17 protein-coding genes are annotated in these 20327 nt (G+C 75.0%); 3 read left to right on the top strand and 14 right to left on the bottom strand.

The features are described 5' to 3' along the window. Window positions 1–17: 17 nt before the first annotated feature. From ACFWPT_RS17685 to ACFWPT_RS17655, 7 genes are all read right to left on the bottom strand, one after another. On the bottom strand, window positions 18–899 hold the full coding sequence (locus tag ACFWPT_RS17685; protein ID WP_380482604.1) for a sugar phosphate isomerase/epimerase family protein: 882 nt from the start codon (window positions 897–899) through the stop codon (window positions 18–20). Next, window positions 896–2068, bottom strand: a complete 1173-nt coding sequence (locus tag ACFWPT_RS17680; protein WP_380482602.1) for a dihydrodipicolinate synthase family protein — start codon at window positions 2066–2068, stop codon at window positions 896–898. The genes ACFWPT_RS17685 and ACFWPT_RS17680 overlap by 4 nt, the downstream gene beginning before the upstream one ends. Continuing rightward, window positions 2068–3171 (bottom strand): Gfo/Idh/MocA family protein, encoded by a 1104-nt coding sequence (locus ACFWPT_RS17675; RefSeq protein ID WP_380482654.1) that lies wholly within the window; start codon window positions 3169–3171, stop codon window positions 2068–2070. Before ACFWPT_RS17675 ends, ACFWPT_RS17680 begins: the two co-directional genes overlap by 1 nt. Window positions 3172–3298: 127 nt before the next feature. Next, window positions 3299–4348, bottom strand: coding sequence for a hydroxyacid dehydrogenase (locus ACFWPT_RS17670; protein ID WP_079136126.1), 1050 nt, complete (start codon window positions 4346–4348; stop codon window positions 3299–3301). Continuing rightward, window positions 4345–5247, bottom strand: a complete 903-nt coding sequence (locus ACFWPT_RS17665) for a carbohydrate ABC transporter permease (protein WP_380378597.1) — start codon at window positions 5245–5247, stop codon at window positions 4345–4347. The genes ACFWPT_RS17670 and ACFWPT_RS17665 overlap by 4 nt, the downstream gene beginning before the upstream one ends. Further along, window positions 5244–6194 carry a carbohydrate ABC transporter permease gene (locus tag ACFWPT_RS17660; RefSeq protein WP_063350583.1) on the bottom strand — a complete coding sequence of 317 codons (951 nt, stop codon included), beginning with the start codon at window positions 6192–6194 and terminating at the stop codon, window positions 5244–5246. Before ACFWPT_RS17660 ends, ACFWPT_RS17665 begins: the two co-directional genes overlap by 4 nt. Then, the gene (locus tag ACFWPT_RS17655) at window positions 6191–7549 is read right to left on the bottom strand and encodes an ABC transporter substrate-binding protein (protein ID WP_380482598.1); all 1359 of its coding nucleotides are present in this window, start codon (window positions 7547–7549) and stop codon (window positions 6191–6193) included. The genes ACFWPT_RS17660 and ACFWPT_RS17655 overlap by 4 nt, the downstream gene beginning before the upstream one ends. 210 nt (window positions 7550–7759) lie before the next feature. Here ACFWPT_RS17655 and ACFWPT_RS17650 point away from each other — a divergent pair, with 210 nt between their 5' ends. Together ACFWPT_RS17650 and ACFWPT_RS17645 are read left to right on the top strand one after the other, a co-directional pair. Beyond that, window positions 7760–9784, top strand: a complete 2025-nt coding sequence (locus ACFWPT_RS17650; protein ID WP_380482596.1) for a DUF2264 domain-containing protein — start codon at window positions 7760–7762, stop codon at window positions 9782–9784. A 9-nt stretch (window positions 9785–9793) separates the two neighbouring features. Beyond that, a complete protein-coding gene (locus ACFWPT_RS17645) occupies window positions 9794–10588 on the top strand; it encodes a sugar phosphate isomerase/epimerase family protein (RefSeq protein ID WP_380482594.1) in 795 nt (264 codons plus the stop codon). A gap of 78 nt (window positions 10589–10666) precedes the next feature. Here the strand turns inward: ACFWPT_RS17645 and ACFWPT_RS17640 are convergent, their stop codons facing one another. The 6 genes from ACFWPT_RS17640 to ACFWPT_RS17615 form a co-directional block, all read right to left on the bottom strand. Continuing rightward, window positions 10667–11731 carry a substrate-binding domain-containing protein gene (locus tag ACFWPT_RS17640; RefSeq protein ID WP_380482592.1) on the bottom strand — a complete coding sequence of 355 codons (1065 nt, stop codon included), beginning with the start codon at window positions 11729–11731 and terminating at the stop codon, window positions 10667–10669. A gap of 160 nt (window positions 11732–11891) precedes the next feature. Beyond that, window positions 11892–12563: a response regulator gene (locus tag ACFWPT_RS17635; RefSeq protein ID WP_380482590.1), complete on the bottom strand. Its 672-nt coding sequence runs from the start codon at window positions 12561–12563 to the stop codon at window positions 11892–11894. Continuing rightward, on the bottom strand, window positions 12560–13717 hold the full coding sequence (locus ACFWPT_RS17630) for a sensor histidine kinase (protein WP_380482587.1): 1158 nt from the start codon (window positions 13715–13717) through the stop codon (window positions 12560–12562). Before ACFWPT_RS17630 ends, ACFWPT_RS17635 begins: the two co-directional genes overlap by 4 nt. A gap of 94 nt (window positions 13718–13811) precedes the next feature. Continuing rightward, a complete protein-coding gene (locus tag ACFWPT_RS17625; RefSeq protein ID WP_380482584.1) occupies window positions 13812–15611 on the bottom strand; it encodes an endo-1,4-beta-xylanase in 1800 nt (599 codons plus the stop codon). Window positions 15612–15751: 140 nt separating this feature from the next. Then, entirely contained in the window at window positions 15752–16423 is a 672-nt protein-coding gene (locus ACFWPT_RS17620; protein ID WP_380377084.1) for a DUF3592 domain-containing protein, read from the bottom strand. Between the two features lie 69 nt (window positions 16424–16492). Then, window positions 16493–17500, bottom strand: a complete 1008-nt coding sequence (locus ACFWPT_RS17615) for a LysR family transcriptional regulator (RefSeq protein ID WP_380377083.1) — start codon at window positions 17498–17500, stop codon at window positions 16493–16495. Between the two features lie 197 nt (window positions 17501–17697). On the opposite strand from ACFWPT_RS17615, the gene ACFWPT_RS17610 reads away from it, so the two are divergent. Further along, window positions 17698–18276, top strand: coding sequence for a DUF5994 family protein (locus ACFWPT_RS17610; protein ID WP_380482582.1), 579 nt, complete (start codon window positions 17698–17700; stop codon window positions 18274–18276). A 29-nt stretch (window positions 18277–18305) separates the two neighbouring features. On the opposite strand, the gene ACFWPT_RS17605 is transcribed toward ACFWPT_RS17610, so the two are convergent. Then, the gene (locus ACFWPT_RS17605; RefSeq protein WP_380482651.1) at window positions 18306–20165 is read right to left on the bottom strand and encodes an APC family permease; all 1860 of its coding nucleotides are present in this window, start codon (window positions 20163–20165) and stop codon (window positions 18306–18308) included. Window positions 20166–20327 lie beyond the last annotated feature (162 nt).

The following is a 20327-nucleotide window of genomic DNA, read 5'->3' as shown; positions in this document are numbered from 1 at the left end:
CCAGGGTAGGCCAACGGCTACCGGTGTGGCGCGGCGACCACGTGGGTGCGGTGGCGGTCGGCCACGGTGGCGAGGGTCTGTGCGCCGGGGGTGGCCCAGATCCGCTCGTTGAAGATCTCCACCTCGATCCAGCCGGTGTAGCCCGCCGCCGTGACCTGGTCGGTGAGGGAGCGGAAGTCGATGTGGCCGTCGCCGACGTGGCCGCGCCCGAGCAGGACGTCGGCGGGCAGCGGCAGCGTCCAGTCGCACACCTGGTAGGCGGCGATGCGGCCGTCCCGGCCCGCCCGGGCGAGTTGCTCGGGCAGCGCCGGATCCCACCAGACGTGGTAGCTGTCGACGACCACGCCGACCTGGGCGGCCGGGTGCGGCGCGGCGAGGTCGAGCGCCTGGCCGAGGGTGGAGACCACGGCGCGGTCGGCGCAGAACATCGGATGCAGCGGTTCGATGGCCAGTCGTACGCCGAACTGCCCGGCGTACGGGGCGAGTTCGGCGAGCAGGTCGGCGATCCGGGCGCGCGCGCCGGGCAGGTCGCGGCTGCCCTCGGGCAGGCCTCCGACGACCAGCACCAGGGTGTCGGTGCCGAGTTCGGCGGCCTCCTCGACGGCCCGCCGGTTGTCGTCGAGCGCGGCGCGGCGGCCCTCGGCCCCGGCGGCGGTGAGGAAGCCGCCCCGGCAGAGGCTGCTGACGGTCAGGCCGCTGTCGCGGACCAGCCGGGCGGCGCGGGCCGTTCCGGTCTCGGCGACCTTGTCCCGCCACAGGCCGATCGCCGGGATGCCCGCCTGCGCGCAGCCCCGGACGGCCTCGGGCAGGGACCAGTGCTTGGTGGTGATCTGGTTGAGCGAGAGCCGTTCCAGCCCGGGGGCGGCGGTACCCCGTTCGGCGGGGTGAGGTGCGGTCATGCCGACCACCCGGCCAGGGCGAGGTAGCGGCGCATCCGGTCGGCCGCGAGCTCGGGGTCGGGGAGCACCCCGGCGGCGTCGGCGAGCCGGAACAGTTCGACGAGGTGCGGTACGGACCGGCCGCTCTGGGCGCCGGCCACCATGGTGAAGTGCTCCTGGTGGCCGGCCAGGTAGGCGAGGAAGACCACGCCGGTCTTGTACTGGAAGGTCGGCGCCGCGAAGAGGTGCCGGGCCAGCGGCAGCGTCGGGCCGAGCAGCGCGTCGTAGCGGGCGGTGTCGCCGGCGTCCAGGGCGTGCAGGGCTGCCGCGGCGTGGCCGGCGATCGGGTCGAAGACGCCGAGCAGGGCGTCGCTGTGGCCGAGTTCGTCGCCCTTGATCAGTTCGGGGTAGTGGAAGTCGTCGCCGGTGTAGAGCCGCACCCCGGCGGGCAGGGCGCGGCGCAGCGCGACCTCCCGGTCGGCGTCCAGCAGCGACACCTTGATGCCGTCGATCCGACCGGGGTGTTCGCGGATGAGGGTGAGGACGGTGTCGGTGGCCGCGTCGAGGTCGGCGGAGCCCCAGTAGCCGGCCAGTGCCGGGTCGAAGGCGGCGCCGAGCCAGTGCAGGATCACCGGCCGGGCGGACTGCCGGATCAGCCCGTCGTAGACGCGGAGGAAGTCCTCCGGGCCGCGGGCACGGGAGTTGAGGGCCCGGCTGGCCATCAGGACGGGCTGCGCGCCGGCCGCCTCGACCACGGCGAGCTGCGCCTCGTAGGCGTCCGCGACCTCGCTCAGGGCGGCGGCCGTGATGTCGCTCAAGGAGCGTGCCGGGTCGGTGAGTTGGTCGGTGCCGACGCCGCAGGCGAGTCGGCCGCCGACGGCGCGGGCCGCCGCGCCGGAGCGGGTGATGAGTTCGCGGGTGGCGGCCCAGTCCAGGCCCATGCCGCGCTGGGCGGTGTCCATGGCGTCGGCGACGCCGAGGCCGAGCGACCAGAGGTGGTGACGGAAGGCGAGGGTGGCGTCCCAGTCCAGGGCGGCCGGGGCGCCGGCGGCGTTGGCGCCGAGCGGGTCGGCGACGACGTGGGCGGCCGCGAAGGCCGTGCGGGAGGCGGGCGGGTGCGCGGGCAGGTCGAGCGGTGCGGGCTCGCGCAGCCGTAGCCGGCCGTGCCCGGGCAGGTCGAGTTCGGCCATCAGAGCACCAGCTCGGGGACGTCGAGCCGGCGGCCCTCGCGCGCCGAGCGCAGGCCGAGTTCGGCGAGCTGGACGCCCTTGGCGCCTTCCAGGAGGTCCCACGGGTAGGCGGAGCCGGTCGCCACGTGGCGCAGGAACAGCTCCCACTGCACCTTGAAGCCGTTGTCGTACTCCTCGTTGGCGGGCACCGGCTGCCACTGGGCGCGGAAGGGGTCGGTGGCCGGGAGGTCCGGGTTCCAGACCGGCCGGGGGGTGGTGGCGCGGTGCTGGATGCGGCACTCGCGCAGCCCGGCGACGGCGCTGCCCTCGGTGCCGTCGACCTGGAACTCGACCAGTTCGTCCCGGTCGACCCGCACCGCCCAGGAGGAGTTGATCTGCGCGACGACGCCGTCGGCCAGCTCGAAGACGCCGTACGCGGCGTCGTCGGCGGTGGCGGGGTAGGCCCGGCCCTGCTCGTCGACGCGGCGGGGGATGTGGGTGGAGGCGTGCGCGTACACCGTGCGGACGGGCCCGAAGAGGTTGTCCAGCACGTAGCGCCAGTGCGGGAACATGTCGAGGATCACGCCGCCGCCGTCCTCGGCGCGGTAGTTCCAGGACGGGCGCTGGGCGCTCTGCCAGTCACCCTCGAAGACCCAGTAGCCGAACTCGCCGCGCACGGACAGGATCCGGCCGAAGAACCCGCCGTCGACCAGCCGCTTGAGCTTGCGCAGCCCGGGCAGGAACAGCTTGTCCTGGACGACGCCGTTGCGGACGCCGGCCGCCCGGGCGAGGCGGGCCAGCTCCAGGGCGGCGTCGAGGGATTCGGCGGTCGGCTTCTCGGTGTAGACGTGCTTGCCGGCAGCGATCGCGGCGCGCAGGGCGGCCTCCCGGGCGGGGGTCACCTGGGCGTCGAAGTACACCTCGGTGAGCGGGTGGGCGAGCGCCTCGTCGAGCGAGGTGGTCCAGTGCTCCAGGCCGTGGCGTTCGGCCAGGGCGCGCAGCTTGGCCTCGTTGCGGCCGAGCAGGATGGGTTCGGGCCAGAGCACCCGGCCGTCGTCGAGGTCGAGGCCGCCCTGCTCGCGGATGGCGAGGATCGAGCGGACGAGGTGTTGGCGGTGGCCCATGCGGCCGGTGACGCCGTTCAGGACGACGCCGATCACCTTGCGGTCCACGGGTGTTCTCCTTGCAGCTGGTGGTGTTGGTGCTGGCGGGGGCGCGGTCAGGCCGTGCAGCTGGTGACGGGGGGCGCGGTCAGGCCGTGCGGTGGATGCCTTCGGGGTGGACGGCGTGGGCGAACGGCAGGCCCCGCGCGTAGCGGGCGAGTTCGTCGGCCGCGGCGGCGGCCATCCGGTGCAGCTCGCCGCCGAGCGAGCCGGCCACGTGCGGGGTGAGCAGGACGTTCGGCAGCTCGTACAGCGGTGAGTCGGCGGGCAGGACCTCGGGGACGGTGACGTCGAGGACGGCGTCCAGGCGGCCGGCGACGAGTTCGTCGGTGAGCGCCTGCTGGTCGACCAGCGAGCCGCGGGAGGTGTTGACCAGGGTGGCGCCGTCGCGCATCAGGGCGAGCCGGCGGCGGTCCACCAGGTGGTGGGTCTCCGGCAGTTCGGGGGCGTGCACGGTGACCACGTCGGAGGAGGCGCACAGGTCGTCCAGGCCGACGGCCCGGGCGCCGAGCGCGGCGGCCTCGGCGGCCTCCACGTACGGGTCGTACAGCAGCAGGTCGAGGTCGTGCGGGCCGAGCAGTTCGAGCACCCGGCGCCCGATCCGGGAGGCGCCGACGACGCCGACCGTGCGCCGGTAGTTCCCGGCGGCGGCGTAGGCGCCCTGCCAGTCGTGCGGGGCGCGCCGGTGCCGGTAGTCCTCGCGGATCGCCAGCAGCCGCTTGTTGGCGAGCAGCACGGCGGCGACGGTGTACTCGGCGACGGGCAGCGCGTTGGCCCAGGCCGCCGAGGTCACCTGGAGGCCGCGCCGCCAGCAGGCGTCGGTGACGTGGTGCTTGACCGAGCCGGCGGCGTGGATGACGGCGCGCAGCCGGGGCGCGGCGGCCAGTACGGCCTCGTCCAGCGGCGGGCAGCCCCAGCCGCTGATGATGACCTCGGTGCGGGCCAGCGCGGCGGCGGCCTCGGGGGTGGCGAAGTCGTCCACGACCAGGTCGGGGTCGAGGTCGGCGAGGTCGGTGAGCCGCTGGACGGCGTGCCGGTCGAGCAGCCGGGCGGGCAGGGCGCGGTCCATCGCGAGCAGGGCGCGGGGCCGGCGGGCCGGGGCGGCGGGGGAGCGGATGTCGGCTGTGGTGGTGGTCATTTGACGCTTCCTGCGGTCAGGCCGGCCCGCCAGTGGCGTTGCAGGCCGACGAAGGCCGCCACCAGCGGGAGGACGGCGAGCAGCGAGCCGCTGACGACGAGGGGGTAGTACTCGGGGAAGGCGTGGGTCTGGGCGTTCCAGCTGAACAGGCCGAGGCTGACCGGGAAGAGCCGGTTGTCCGAGAGCATCACCAGGGGGAGGAAGAAGTTGTTCCAGATCGCGGTGAACTGGAAGAGGAACACCGTGACGAAGCCGGGCGTCATCATCCGCAGGCCGATCGACCAGAAGGTGCGCAGTTCGCCCGCGCCGTCCATCCGGGCCGCCTCCAGCACCTCCCCGGGGACGTAGCCCGCGCAGAACACCCGGGCGAGGTAGACGCCGAAGGGGTTGACCAGGGAGGGCACGAAGACCGCCCAGAAGGTGTTGACCACGCCGAGGTCCGAGGCGAGCAGGTACATCGGCAGGGCCAGCGTGGTGGTGGGCACCAGCACGCCGAGCAGCACCAGGCCGAACAGCTTCTCCTTGCCGGGGAAGGAGTGGACGTGGAACGCGTACCCGGCGCAGACGCAGACCAGGGCGCAGGCCAGTGCGCCGAGCCCGGCGTACAGCAGGGAGTTGAGGTACCAGCGGAAGTAGATGCCGTCCCCGGTGGTGGCCAGCGCGTGCAGGTTCTCGCCGAGGTGCCAGGTGGCGGGGGAGAGGGCGCGCCCGCCGAGCAGGTCGCCGGTGTTCTTGGCGGCGGCGGTCACCAGCCACAGCAGCGGCAGCAGGGTGTAGGCGGTGGCGAGGACGAGGGCGCCGTTGACGGCGGCCTTGGAGAGGCTCCACGGCCGGCGGGGCGGGTGGCTGCGGGCGGCGGAGCGCTGCCGGGGGCGGCGTCCGGGGGCGAGCGTGGTCATCCGGTGGCCTCCGTCCGGCGGTCCGGGCGCGGGCGGGTGGCCCGGGTGACGAGGAAGGACAGCGCGGCGGCGGCGAGCGCGAGCAGCACCGAGGCGGCGGCGGCCAGGCCGTAGTCGCCCCGGTCGAAGGCGGCGGTGTAGGCGTACATGCTGGGTGTCCAGGTGGAGACGACGCCGGGGGAGGCGCCGTGCAGGATCATCGGTTCGGTGAAGAGCTGGAGCGAGCCGATCAGGGTGAACAGGCCGACCAGCACGATCGAGGCGCGGATGAGCGGGATCTTGACGCTGACGGCGGTCCGCAGCGGTCCGGCGCCGTCGACGACGGCCGCTTCGAGGACTTCGCGCGGGACGGCCTGGAGCGCGGCGTAGAAGATGACCATGTTGTAGCCGGTCCACTCCCAGAGTGCGATGTTGACCACGGCGGGCAGTGGCGCGCCGAACGGGTCGGGGTGGGCGCCGCCGGCGTTCAGCAGGTCGATGACCGGGCTGATGCCGGGCGTGTACAGGTAGACCCAGATCAGCGCGGCGATGATGCCGGGCACCGCGTGCGGCAGGAACAGCGCCAGCTGGAAGAACCGGCGGGCGCGGGCCAGCGCGGAGTCCAGCAGCAGCGCGAGGAGCAGCGCCAGCCCCGTCATCAGCGGGATGTAGAGCAGGCAGTACTGCGCGGTGGTCCAGAAGCCCGAGCGGAACGCCTGGTCGCCGAGCGCCCGGGCGTAGTTGCCGAGGCCGGTGAAGACCGTCTCGCCGCCGCCGAAGCCGAGCCCGGAGCGGTGCTCGGTGTACAGGCTGAGGTGGACGGCGTAGCCGATCGGGACGAGCGTGCAGGCGGTGAACAGGAGCACGAACGGGGCGAGCAGGACGGCCGGCGCCCCGTACCGCCCGCGCCGGCGGGCGCGGGCGGCGACGGCGGGCCCGGGCCCGGTGCGGGGCGGCTGGGCGGTCACTGCTTGACCTTGAGGCCGCGGTTCTTCAGCTCGGCCAGGGTGGACTGCTGCGCGGCGTCGAGGGCCGCCTGGACGGTGCCGCCCTGGGTGAGTTTGCCGAACGCGTCCTTGAGCGCGTTGTTGGTCGCGTTCATCGTCGGGCCCCACTGCCAGTTCGGCTTGATCGACTTCGCGGCGTCCGTGTAGAGCGCGTACACGTCCTGGCCGCCGTAGAAGTCGGCCTTGAAGGCCTCCTCGGCCACCGGGACGAGCGCGGGCGCGGCCGGGAAGGCGGAGGAGGTGCCGGAGGCGATCCGGGCCTTGATGCCCTCCGGCGTGGTGGTCGCCCAGGTGGCGAACTCGACCGCCGCCTTGGCCTTCCTGCTGTTCTTGGAGACGGCGAAGGTGGTGCCGCCGACCATGCCGCTGGCCGGGGCGCCGTCCCAGCTGGGCACCGGGGCGACGGCCCACGTGCCGGCCGCGTCGGGCAGGGTGCCCTTCAGCACCCCGCCGCCCCAGGAGGCGCCGAGGTAGCCGGCGGTCCCGCCCTTCTGCAGCGAGGCCGTCCACGGCTGGCTGAACGAGGGCTGGACGCGGACCAGGTCCTCGGCGATCAGCTGCTGCCAGTAGTCCGCGGTCTGCTTGGTCCCGGCGCCGTTGAGGTCGACGCTCCAGGCGTCGTCGCGGCCGGTGAACCAGTGGGCGCCGGCCTGCCAGGCCATCGCCTGGAAGGTGGCCGGGTCGTCGGGGAAGAAGGTGGCGATCCGGGTGTCCGGCTGGGCCTGCTTCAGTTTCTGCGCGGCGGTGCGGAATTCGTCCCAGGTCTTCGGCGGGGTGAGGCCGGCCCGGTCGAAGAGGTCCTTGCGGTAGTAGAAGGCCTGCGGCGAGGCGTCCAGCGGCAGCGCCCAGGTGCGGCCGCCGAGGGTGGTCAGGTCCATGGTCTGCGGCAGGTACTTCGCCTTGAGCTCGCCGGGCACGAGCCCGGAGATGTCCTGGACGGCGCCCTGGCTGACGAAGTCCGGCAGTTGGGCGTACTCGACGTTGAACACGTCGGGGGCGTTGCCGGCCTTCACCGCGTTGGAGATCTTGGCGTACCCGCCGGCCGTGCCGGACGGTATCTCTTCGTAGACCACGTTGACGTCGGGGTGGGAGGCGTTGAAGGCGGCGACGACCTCCTTCGTGCCCTTGGACCAGGCCCAGAAGGTCAGCGTGACCGGCTTGCCGTCGTCGGCCTTCGGGGCCCCGCCGCCGCTGCCGGCGCAGGCGGCGAGGAGGACGGTGGACAGCAGGCCGCCGGCGGCGGCGCGGAGGAGTCTGCGCCGGGGGTGGGGGAGTCTGCGCCGGGGGTGGGGGAGCGGGAGCGGGAGTGAGGGCATGCACGACTCCGGGAGAGGGGGGCGCGGCCGGGGGGTCAGTGGGGCTGCCGGTGGCCGCGACCGGGCGGGCAAGTGGTCGCCATCCTGGGCGGGCGATCGATCGAAGTCAAGAGATCTGGATCAAATGATCCGTTGCGATCAAAAGCCTTGACGAACGATCAACCGCTTTCTAGATTCCCCGCACGGGGCGCGACTCCCGAGCCCCGGGCCATGGAGGACACCGCCGTGCTGCTGCCCCCGGAAGACCACGCCCTCAGCCCCCGCACCGGCTGGACCAGAGCCCACTGGGAGGCCGCCGCCGACGGCCTGCTCGACGCCGTCCTCCCCTGGGCCGGCCCCGGACACGCGCTGATCGACCTCCCCGGCCCCCGGCCGAGCTGGTCCGGCCGCCGCTCCGACGCCCTCGAAGGCTTCGCCCGCACCTTCCTCCTCGCCGCCCTGCGGATCGCCGGCGCCGGCGGCGCCGACCCGCACGGCCTGCTCGACCGCTACGCCGCCGGACTCGACGCCGGCACCCGCCACCCCACCACCGCACGCGACCTCACCGACGACGACCCGGCGTCCTGGCCCGTCGTCACCGACCGCGGCCAGGCCATGGTCGAGGCCGCCGCCATCGCGTTCGCCCTGCGGCTGACCCGCCCCTGGCTCTGGGACCGCCTCCCCGCCGACGTCCGGACCAGAACCGCACGGTGGCTCGCCGGGACCCTCCACCGCACGCCCAACGACAACAACTGGTGGCTCTTCCCGCTCGCCGTCGGCGGCTTCCTCGCCGAGGCCGGCATCGAGGAGCACGCCGCCCGCGCCGCCGTCCGGCGCGGCCTCGAACGCATCGACCGCTTCTACCTCGGCGACGGCTGGTACACCGACGGCCGCCCCCGCGCCTTCGACCACTACAACGGCTGGGCCCTGCACCTCTACCCCGTGCTGCACGCCCATCTCGCCGACGACCGCGCCCTGCTCGCCGAGTACGGCCCCCGGCTCGCCGCCCACCTCGCCGACTACGCCCACCTGTTCGGCGGCGACGGCGCGCCGGTGCACCAGGGCCGCTCGCTGATCTACCGGTTCGCCGCCGCCGCCCCGCTCTGGGCCGGCACCCTCACCGGCCACACCCCGCTCACCCCCGGCACCACCCGCCGACTCGCCTCCGGCGCCCTGCGCCACTTCCTCGACCGCGGCGCCACCGGCCCCGACGGCCTGCTCACCCTCGGCTGGTACGGCCCCCACCCTCCGCTCGTCCAGCCCTACTCCGGCCCCGCCTCGCCCTACTGGGCGGCCTCCGGTTTCCTCGGCCTGCTGCTGCCCGCCGACCACCCCGCCTGGACCGACCGCGAGGAGCCCGCGCCCGCCGAACGCCGCGACACCGTCCGGGCGCTGCCCGGCCCCGGCTGGCTGGTCCAGTCCACCGCCGCCGACGGCCTGGTCCGCCTCCACAACCACGGCAGCGACGACCAGCCCGCCGACCGCGTCCACCCCGACGACCCGCACTACGCGCGGCTCGCCCACTCCACCGCCACCGGCCCCGTCCACACCGGCCCGGCCGACAACCACCTCGCCCTGCTGGTCGACGGCGAACCCACCGAACGCGGCCCCATCACCCCGCTCGCCACCGGCGACGGCTGGGCGGCCTCCACCCACCGCCCCCGGGCCGTCGGACACCCCCTGCCCGGTGTCACCGTCACCTCGCTGACCCTCGCCCACGGCGCCGACGAGGTCCGCGCCCACCTGGTCGTCGGCGCCCCGCCCGGCACCCCGCTGCGCGAGGGCGGCTGGGCCGTCGCCGGAGACCACCTGCCGCCCGCCAGGCCCGGCACCGGTACTGCCGCCGCCGCCACTGCCACCGCCCACACGCTGGACGGCCGGCTGCTGACCAGTGAACTGTGCGCCCTGCACGGCTACACCGCCGCCCGCACCAGCGCCGTCCCGGACGGCACGGCCTTCGGAGCGGCCGCCGCCCTGCCGGTCCTGACCGGCGCCACCGGCGGGGCCGCCCACCTGCTGGTGTGCGCCGCCCGCCTCACCGCCGCCTGCCTTGCCGCCGCTCACCTCACCGCAGCCCGTCTCACCGCCGCCGCGGACGAACTCCCGCCGCTCGACGGCCTGACGGCGGACGTGGCGGCCGCCCCCGACGGGGCCTACCGGCTGCGGGTGCGGTGGCCCGACGGCACCGTCCACGAGGCGGAGCTGTCGCCGGGAGCGGCCTGCGCCCGCCGGCTTCCGCCCGGCGCCCGGACCTGAGGAGCACCCGTGCCACTCGCCCTCTCCACCCTCGGCCTGCCCGACCTGCCGCTCGCCGCCGCCGCGCGCCTCGCCGCCGACCACGGCTGGCACGGGCTGGAACTGCGCTGCGCCCCCGGCCAGCCGGTCCACCCCGGCCTGACCGCCGACGAGCGGCGCGCCGCCGCGCGCGCACTGGCGTCCACCGGGACGGTTCCGCTCGCGCTGGCCTCCTACCTCGGCATCGCCGCCCCGGGCGCGGACGCCCCGCTGCTCGCCGACCTCGGCGGACACCTGGAACTCGCCGCCGACCTGGGCTGCCCGGCCGTCCGGGTCTTCCCGCGCGGCGGCGCCGCGCCCGGCCCGGCGGCGGCCGACGAACGGGCTGATGAGCGCGCCGCCCGGCGGCTGGCCGCCGCCGCCGGCCGCGCGGCCGCGCTCGGCGTCCGGGTCCTGGTCGAGACGCACGACTCGCACCCGACCGGCCGCGACCTCGCCCGGCTGCTCGCCCCCGTCGACCACCCGGCCGTCGGCGCTCTGTGGGACCTCCAGCACACCGTCCTCGGCGGGGAGCCGCCGCAGGCCACCCACCGGGCGCTGGTCAGCCGGCTGGGCCACGTCCAGGTCAAGGACGTCGCCTCGGCCGCCGACCGCACGCCACTGCCGCTCGGCGCCGGCACCCTGCCGATCGCCGCGTGCCTCGCCCTGCTGCCGGCCGACGCCTGGGTCTGCTGGGAGTACGAGGCGCCGTGGTACCCCGAGGCCGCCCCGCTGGCTCCGCTGCTCGGCGCGGCCGCCGCCTGGCTGGCGGGACTGCGGCGGTAGCGCTCCCCGGCCCGGCGCATGGGCGGGCCGGGCTACGAAGGTGGCAGCTGGACGGGCTCCCCGGCCGGGGCTGGGGGTTCAGCCGCCGCAGGAGGTGCGGATGCGCAGGGCCGGGAGCAGGGAGATCCGGTGCACCGGCAGGTCGGGCCCGGCGGTGAGGCGGCGCAGCAGGAGGCCGACGGCGGTCTCGCCGACCGCGCGGGTCGGCGGGGCGACGGCGGTCAGCGGCGGGGCCGCCAGGGCGGCGAACACGTCGTCGTAGGCGATCAGCGCGAGGTCGTCGGGTACCGCGAGGCCGCGGGCGCGGAGCAGCGGGAGCAGCTGGATCGCGTCCTGGTCGTTGTGGATGAGGGCGGCGCGGACGCCGTCGGACACGGCGTCGGCGATCAGCCCGGCGAGCCGGTCGGAGTCGGCGGGGCGGCCGTCGTCATCGAGGGTGTCCAGGACGGGCAGGGCGGCCAGTCCGAGCAGTCGGGTGCCGTGCTGGTAGCCGGCCCGGACCTCCCGGGCCGTCCAGGAGTCGCCGCGGGCCGCGAGCAGGACCCGGTCGTGGCCGAGGTCGGCGAAGTGGCGCAGTGCGAGGAGGACGCCCTGCCGGTGGTCCGAGCCGACGGAGTCCAGGCCGGCGCCGGGGCCCCCGTACTCGGGCGCGCCGCGTTCGACCAGGATGGCGGGCACCGGCAGGTCGTCCAGCCAGTCGTGGGCCTGCGCGGGCCGGCCCGGCAGGAGGTTGGGGGCGAGCAGCAGCCCGTCGAGGCCGGACTCCAGCAGCCGTTCGGCCTGCGTGCGGTCGTCGCGGGCCTCGTAGGGGGCGATGCCGAGGACGAGTCGGGCGCCCGCCGCCGTCGCGGCGGCCCGGGCGCCGTTGATCAGCTCGTCGAAGTACGACCCGACGGAGGGCACCAGCAGCCCGAGGGTGCGGGTCCCGCTCTCGGAGTCCGTCGGCTTCTCCGGTGTGCGCCGTACGACGAACCCGTGCGAGCGCCCCACCCGGCCGGCCTCGGCCAGCGCGGCGACGTCCCGCCGCACGGTCACCGCCGGAATGGCGAGCCGCGCCGCGAGGTCGGCGAGCCGCAGGGGCCCGCTCGCCTCGCCGACGGCCTTGAGGATCAGGTCCCGACGTTCCTCGGCCGAGATGGTCATCGCCTGTCCCCCGTACTGCTCCGAACCGCCGCTGGTTGATCGGACCATATCTTTCGATCGACTTCCGATCAAGTATGACCGCGATGCCGCACCCCGGTACCCCACCGGCCTGCCCGCGCGGGCCCGCCGTCCCCGCGGCCGCCCCGGCGTTGAGCGGTGCTCAGGCCCCCTGCCCGCCCGTGCGCAGCCGTTGGAGCAGCAGGGCCGCCTGGAGTCTGCTGGCCACACCGAGCTTGGTGTTGATCCGGCTCGCGTAGGTCTTGACGGTGGAGACGGACAGCGCCAGCCGTTCGGCGACGGCCGCGTTGGGCAGGCCCTCGGCGAGGAGGTCGAGCACGGCCCGTTCCTGGTGGGTGAGGCCGGCCAGCGCCGATTCGGCGGAGGCGGGGGTGTGTCCGGCAAGGGCGCTGTCCTGTTGGAGCATCCGGGCCACCACCCGTCCGGCGACCCGGGAGGAGAGCACCGTCTCGCCGGCCGCGCAGGCCCGGATGCCCCGCAGGAGTTCGTCCGGCGGCGCGGATTTGAGCAGGTACCCGCTCGCCCCGGCGTGGAGGGCCGGGAACAGGTGCTCGTCACTGTCGAAGGTGGTGAGGATCAGGACCTTCGGTGCGCAGTCGGCGTCCGCCAGCGCGTGGAGCACGGCCGGGCCGTTGCGCCGGGGCATGTGCAGGTCGAGCAGCAGCACGTCGGGCCGGTGGTCGGCGACGGCGGCCAGCGCCTGGTCGCCGTCGGCGGCCTCCGCGACGACGGTGATGTCGGCCTCGGCCCGCAGCAGCAGTTTCAGCCCGGTGCGGACCATGGTCTCGTCGTCGGCGAGCAGGACGGTGATCACGCGGCGGCCTCGGCGGTCGTCTTCGCGGCGGTCAGCGGTAGGCGGGCCCGGACGGCGAAGCCGCCCTCGGTGGTGGGGCCGGCGTGCAGGGTGCCGCCGAGGTCGTCGGCGCGGGTGCGCATGCCGTCCAGGCCGTGGCCGCCGGAGGGCAGTTGAGGCCCGTCCGGGTCGGCGGCCGTGGCGGGGGAGTTGACGATGTCCAGGCGCAGCCCGTCCGGGTGGACCTCGACGGTGACGGCGACCTCGGCGGCCGGGGCGTGCTTGTGGGCGTTGGTCAGGGCTTCCTGGACGATCCGGTAGGTGGCGTACTGCACGGCCGGTCCGGGGGCGGGCAGTCCTTCGGCGGGGCCGGTGAGGGTGAGATCGACGGCGAGTCCGGCCTGGCGGGACTCCTCGACCAGGGCGGGCAGTCCGTGCAGTGAGGGGCCCTGGTCGGAGGCCGGGGTGAGGACGCCGAGCAGGCCGCGCAGTTCGGTGAGGGCCTGGAGGCCGAGGGCGCGGATCAGGCCGAGGGTCTCCCGGACGGTGGCCGGGTCGTCGGCGGCCGCGTGCTCGCAGGCGCCGGCGTGCAGGGTGATGAGGGAGACGCGGTTGGAGACGACGTCGTGCATCTCCCGGGCGAGCCGGGCACGTTCGGCGGCGGCGGCGCGCTCCTCGGCGTACCGGCGGGCCGCCTCCAGCAGTCGGTTGCGTTCGGCGAGCGCGGTGACGGCGCGGGCGCGCTGGTGGGCGGTGAGGCCGAGCGCGAGCGGGACGGCGCCGAAGACCAGCGGGTCCTCGATCACCGTGGCGAGGGCCGAGAGTTCGGTGAGGTCCCCCGGGTCGAACGGGTACGCCAGCCGGGCCCCGGCGAGCACCGCGAACACGGCCGGCACCCGGGTGGCGCCCCGGCGGGCGGCCAGCCCGTAGAGGGCGACGGCGAGCGGGAGCTGGCCGCCGAGCAGGGCGATCGCCGCGACCGCTGCCGGGTACCGCCGCCGGACGGCGAGGGCGAGGGCCCCGGTCGCCAGCAGCGCCGCGTTGACCGTCGGCGAGGCGGTCGGGCCGACGTCGGGGTCGTCGGCAGCGAGCGGGACGAGCACCAGGAGCGCGAGCGCGGCGGGTGCGAGGTCGGTGACCGGTCGGGGCATGCGGACGGAGAGGCTCAGCAGCATCGCTGCGAGGTTCGATTCGGACGGCTGAGCGGTTTCCCGGCTGGTCGGACGAGGCATGGGGGCATGCTTCCACACCCCGGTGACGCGGAGATGATCACCCGGCGGCCGTGAGTGCGCCCCGGACCGCAGCGACGGCGGGCTTCGGCTTCAGCCCGGTGTCCCACATCAGCTCGTCCCCCGGGGCGATCGGGTAGCTGTCGTGAGCGGCGGTCGAACCGTACCGGTCGGTCACGCCCCAGGTGCCGTACGAGGTGCACGAGGGGGTCTGTGCGCAGACCTTGGCGACCAGGGCGAACTGCCCGGCCTGCGCCTCGCGGTCCTCACCGTGCACGTCGATCTCGGAGATCCTTACGGACAGCCCGAGTTCGGCGAGTGCCCGGAAGTGGCCGGCCAGCACGGCGGGATCGACGTGGTCGTCGGTCTCGTGGACGTGCGCCTGGAAGCCGACCCCGTCCAGCGGGACGCCGCGCTGCTTGAGCCGCTTGACCAGGGCGAGGAAGGCGTCCCAGCGGGGGCCGTCGCTCTCCAGGCCGAACTCGTTGACGTACAGCTTGGCGTCGGGGTCGGCGGTGCGAGCGGCCCGGAACGCCTTGTCGATGTACTGCTCGCCCATCGCCTGCTGCCACACGTGCCGGCGCAGGCCGCTCCGGCCCGGGCCGTAGTCCTCGTCCTGGACGGACATCGGCTCGTTGACCACGTCCCACTCGGCCACCCGGCCCTTGAAGTGCCCGGCGACACCGGTGACATGGCTCGTCATCACCTCCTCGCGCCGTTCGGTGGGAGTCTCCCGCATCCAGCGCGGGAGCGCCTCGCCGAAGACCAGGGTGTGGGCGTGCACCCGCATGCCGTTGGCGTCGGCGAACTCCACCAGGCTGTCGCCCCCGGTGAAGTCGAAGACGCCGGGCTGCGGCTGGACGAACTGCGGCTTCAGGTCGTTCTCGGGAGTCAGCACGGAGAACTGCCCGGCCACCAGCTCCCGGTAGGCGGGGTCGGCGGCCAGCGGCGCCGAGGCGACGGCCGTGCCGACGCCGAGCGGGCGGGGGCGGGCGGCGGCGAGGGCGCGCAGGGAGTCGGGGGCGGCGGCGCGCCGGTCCGTGGGCCGGGCGGTGTCCACGACGGTGACCTCTCCGCCGTCCAGCGGGCGCGCCCGGAGGGCGGCGAGCCGCCAGCCCTGGCCGCCGAGCGCCGCGTCCGCGCCGAACCAGACCTGCGAGGAGGCGAACGCGCCGGAGGCGGGCAGCTCGCCGAGTGCCGTGTCACCGGCGCGGAAGGACAGGACGTCGCCGTGCCGGGCCAGGACGAGCGTGAAGTCGTCCGGCAGTCCGGAGCCGAACGTCCGGGTCACGGCCGGAGCGGCCTTGGCGCCGTCGAACACGGCCACCTCCAGCCGGCCGTCGACCACGCCGAGTCGGACGCTGCGCCGCTCTTGGCGCCACTCGTCGTAGACGACCGGCAGCTCGCCGTACAGCTGGAGGTAGGCGGCGGCGTGCGCGGTGCCGCGCAGTTCCGCGGTGAGTTCGAAGTCGCCGCCCACCTCCAGGTGCGGGCCGTGCAGGTTGACCGGCGGGTTGGGCTGTCCGCCGGTGCCGTCCTGTTTGACGATCATCCGGCCGAGCGGCCGGATGCGAACCCCGTCGGCCCCGGCGGTGGCCCCGGCGAAGTGCGACCAGTCGTGGCCGCCGAGCAGGTCTGCGCCTCGGACCGGATCGGCCGGGGCCGCCGGATCCGTGGTCGGGCCCGCTGCCGGCCTGGTGGCGCCCGTCGTGGCGCCCGTCGTCGCGCCGTCGCGGTTCTCGACGCCGGGTTCGCAACCGATCAGGACGAGGACACCCGAGAGGGCGAGCGAGGTGAGAGCGGCGACCCGGATGGGAACGTCGGCGGGCTTCACGGACACGGGAACTCCTGACGGGGCTTTCGACTGGTTCGTCTTCGACCCTAGGAGGCGGAAGAGGGCGTTCCGGTCGGCTCGGAGGCGGAGATCGGGATGGTCCTTTGGTTGACACCCGTACCCGCCGGGCCCGCCTCGGCGCGGCGTCAGTAGTTCGCGGCCTCCTCCAGGACCCACCAGACGCACAGGCTGAACGGGATGCCGAGCCCGCCCACGACGACCGCGATCCACAGTGGCCAGTAGCCGCCGTCGGTGACGGGATCCCGTTGCGGGTGGGCGGGATCGATCCGTACGTCGACCCGGTGCCCGTCGGGCCACTGCACGTCCGTGCCCTCGGCGGCGCGGTACTCGTGCCCGTCCGCCGTCCAGAGGAAGGTGCACTCGGTGCTGGTGTCACCGCTGCTGTGGCAGCCGGTGACGGTGGCGGACACCCGCAGCGTGGCGTGCAGGTCGCGGTCGTGCTCGTGGAACCAGCCGCTGAGGGAGAAGGCGAAGCAGCCGGCGAAGGCGCAGACCATCAGGGCGAGCATGGCGGCGTGGAACAGGGCGGAGGCGGAGCCGGAGCGCGGGCTCTCGCCCAGGGCCAGCCGCACCGGCGAGGCCAGCGCCGCGAGTGCCGCCGCACCGGCCGCGCCGATCCAGCCGGCGTACCAGGGCGTGGATCCCCACGACGTGCAGGCCGTCGTCACCGCGCCGACCAGCGTGGTGGCCCAGGCCGCCCGTTGGAGCAGGCGCGTGGCGGCGCGCGCCCGGCGGCGCAGCCCGCCGGAGGGGGTAGGAGGAGGGGCGGGGGGTCGCTCGTCCGCGATGGTGGTCACCCGGCCACGCTGGCAGAGGGCCGGGCCGGGCACCAGCAAGCGGCGCTCACCCCCGGCGTTCAGCAGTGCTTACGGTGTCCCGGCGTGCGGGCCGGCGGGTGCGCTCGGCTCGCTGGGGTCGACCAGGTGGCCGTTCACGCGCGGCTCACTCTCGGTCAGGCCCTGGGCCGCCAGCCGCTCGCTCGCCGCCAGCAGTGCGCTCTGCAGCGCCTCGGCCGCCGCCCGCACCGCCGGCGGCGCCCCCCACGGTCCGGTGCGGCGCAGCAGGCGCACCAGGTAGGCGCCCGGCACCGGCAGCGTGGTGACGGTGCCGGCGGCCGGGCCGATCAGGGCGGCGGCGTTCGCGGGCAGGATCGCCGCGCCCAGACGGGCGGCGAGCATGGTGTAGACGGCGAAGCGGTAGCGGGCGGTGTGCTCGACCAGGGGCACGATGTCGTGCCGGGCGGCCAGGCGTCGGAAGGCCAGCTGCCGGGGTGAGCCGGCCGGGGCGGCGATCCAGGGGCGGCCGGACAGCTGGGCGGGGTCGGTGGGCGGGGTCCAGTCGGAGGGGACGACCAGGCGGTAGGCGTCCTCGAACATGACGCTCGCCTCGACGCCGGGCGGCAGCGGGGTGGGCTCCTGCCGGTCGTCCTCGATGACCAGGACGTCCAGTTCGCCCAGGCGCAGCGCGCGCAGGCCCTCCTGCCGTCCGGTCTCCACCAGGCGGGGGGCCAGGTCGGGGTGGGTGCGGGCGAGCAGGTGGACGGCGGTGGTGGCGAAGAACGTGATGGCGGGCGGCGGCACGCCGATGGCGACCGGGCCGGTGGCGGCGGCGCCGAGTGCGCGCAGGTCGCGGGCGGCGTCCTGGAGCGCCTGGCCGATCCGGTCGCCGTAGCCCGCCAACAGGCGGCCGGCGGCGGTCAGTTCGGCCCGTCCGCCGGTGCGGTCCACCAGGGGGACGCCGACCTCGCGTTCCAGCCGGCCCAGTTGCTGGGACACCGCGGAGGGGGTGTGGCCCAGCGCACGCGAGGCGCCCGCCACGCTGCCGGCGTCGGCGATCCGGCGCAGGATCAGCAGCCTCTTCGGGTCGAGTTCCACCGCTGTGCCGCCCTTTCGCCGCGCCCGGGGTCGAGGACGCCCATCCTGGCAGACCATACGAGGTCCGGGCCTGGCGGAGAGTAGCCTGGACATCACCGAAGGCACCTCGCATGCCGGGCAAGACAACTGGCGTCGTCTCCGGCGAACGGCGATGCCGGATCCGGCCCGAGGCCGGGTCCGGGGACAGGTCTTCGATCATGACCACGACCCTCGATCGCGCGATGACGCCCACCGCCCCGGAACCCGCAGCACGGCTCTCCCGGGTACCCGAGGGCACCCGGCCCGGTCGGCTGGACGGCGCCTGGTGGCCCCGCTCGCGTGACCTTCTCCTCGAACTCCCCTCCCTCGCCGCCGCATTGGACGGTCCGTGGGGGCGGGTCACCCGGGTCACCGTGAACCCCGCGCAGTGGCCGATCGTCCCGCACCGGGCCCCGGTCGCCGGGCACACCGTCCACGTGGGCTGGTTCACCATCGAGCAGGACGAGCACCTGATCGTGGTCTGCTCGTACGCCCCGTTGCGGCTGAACCTGCTGGTCGTACCGCCGGAGACGGACGCCGTCACCGCCGAGCGGCTGATGTCGCGGGCGGCCGACCCCGCCGACATCCGGACCGCGAGCGAACTGCTCGCCCCGGAGCCGGGCCGCGGCGCGACCGGACCGGAACCCGGTACCGACGTCCTGCCCTCGGCGCTCGTGCCCGCCACCGGCGAGGGCGAGGTCGGCCGGCGGGCGGACGTCGCCCGAAGCCGCGCCGCCTCCTGGCCCGCCGGCGCGTAGCGGTCCGGGTGCGGACACCCGGACAGGCCTCAGACGTGGAAGGGGACGGTGGTGACGACGATCTTCGGCAGTGGGCGGAGCGCCCTGCGCAGGCGGGGTGCGAGTCGGTTGTGCAGGAGGCGGTGGCGCCGGTGCCGCACGACGATCTCCGGGAGGACGACGGTCAGGGTGAGGTCCGGGCGCTGGTCGTGCAGGGACTCGATGTAGTTGACCAGGGGCGCGACGATCGTGCGGTAGGGGGAGAGGAGGATCTTCAGGGGCAGGTGGTCGCCCCACAGGTTCCAGTACGCGCGGAAGCGCCGGGCCTCCTCCTCGCTGGCGCTGATGTGCAGGGCGAGGACGGGCTGGCGGAGCGAGGCGGCGTAGGCGAGGGCGCGCATGCCGGCCAGGTCCAGTGCGGCGATCGGCACGATCAGCAGGGGGTGGATCTCCTCGGGAGTCTCCTCGCTCTCGGCCTCGCTCTCCGCCTCGCGCTCACCCTCCGCTTTCGCCTCCGCGGAGGGTGCGGGCGCGCCGTCCCGTGGGCGCGGCCGGGTGAGGGCCCGGCCGGGGACCTCGACGGCGTGCGGGTGCAGGGCGAGCGCCGCGGCGACCTGCTCGTAGTGGTGCCGGATCCTGGTGGCCACCAGGATGAACAGGCCCACCACGAGCGCGGCGAACCAGGCGCCCGAGGTGAACTTCGTGATCGCGGCGGTGACGAGCACGATCGCCGAGAGCAGCGCGCCGACGGCGTTGAAGATCAGACTCTTGCGCCAGTGGCGGTCGCGCAGGCGCCACCAGTGCACGACCATCCCGGTCTGCGACAGCGTGAAGGCGAGGAACACGCCGACCGCGTACAGCGGGATCAGCGGCGCCGTCATGCCGTCGAACGCCGCGTAGATCGCGGCCGCGGCGACCGAGAGCACGACGATGCCGTTGCTGAAGGCCAGCCGGTCGCCCAGCCGCAGGAAGATCCGCGGCGCCTGGTTGTCGCGTGCCAGGAGGTAGAGGACGCGGGGGAAGTCGTTGTAGGCGGTGTTGGCCGCCAGGAGCAGGATCGCGGCCGTGGCGGCCTGGGTGAAGACGTAGCCGAAGCCCGGGCCGAAGGCGCGGTGGGCGAGTTGCGACAGCACTGTCTCCTGGGCGTCGGGGACGACGCCGTCGAGGTGGACCAGCGCGACCGTGCCGGCGAAGAGCACGATCAGCAGGCCGACCATCCAGGTCAGGGTGGTACGGGCGTTGCGCCACTCGGTGGGCTGGAAGGCCGGGACGGCGTTGGAGATCGCCTCGATGCCGGTCATCGCCGTCGAGCCGGAGGCGAAGGCGCGCAGGACCAGGAGCACGCCGACCTCCTCGGTCGCGGTCGACTGCGGAGTCGCGGTGGGCTGGAAGCCGTGGCCGGCCGCGTCGTACAGGCCGAAGGCGATGAGGGCGAGGACGGCGACGACGAAGGCGTAGGTCGGTGCGGCGAACAGGACGCCCGCCTGCCGTACGCCGCGCAGGTTCCCGGCGAGCAGCACGCCGATCACGGCGAGGCCGATCGGCACGGCGTCGCCCCGCAGCGAGGGGATCGCCGAGGTGACGGCCTCCATGCCGGAGGCGATCGAGACCGCGACCGTGAGGATGTAGTCCGTCATCAGACCGGCGGCCGCCGCCAGCCCGGGGAGGCGGCCGAGGTTCGCGGTGGCGACGATGTACGAGCCGCCGCCGTGCGGGTAGGCGCGGATCGTCTGACGGTAGGACACCCCGACCGCCAGCATCAGGAACGCGATCGTCGCGGCGATGGGGACCGAGTAGCGCAGGCCGGCGGTGCCCGCCAGGACCAGGACGGCCAGCATCGCCTCGGGCCCGTAGGCGACGGACGAGAGCGCGTCGGCGGAGAGCACCGGCAGCGCCACCAGCTTGCGCATCCGCTCGTGCGCGATCGCGGTACTGCGCAGCGGGGCCCCGAGCAGCACGTGCCTGACCCCGGCGCCCGCCCGGCCGAGTCGGGAGGTCGGGGTGTCCTTTCCGCCCGCCTCGACCGGCGGCTGCCCGCCGACCGTGGCCACCCGCACGAAGCGGCCGAAGCG

It is taken from the genome of Kitasatospora sp. NPDC058478 (assembly GCF_042720345.1).
GTDB lineage: Bacteria > Actinomycetota > Actinomycetes > Streptomycetales > Streptomycetaceae > Kitasatospora.
Note: the sequence above shows the minus strand (reverse complement) of the source record. Positions and strands in the feature narration are given on the sequence as shown.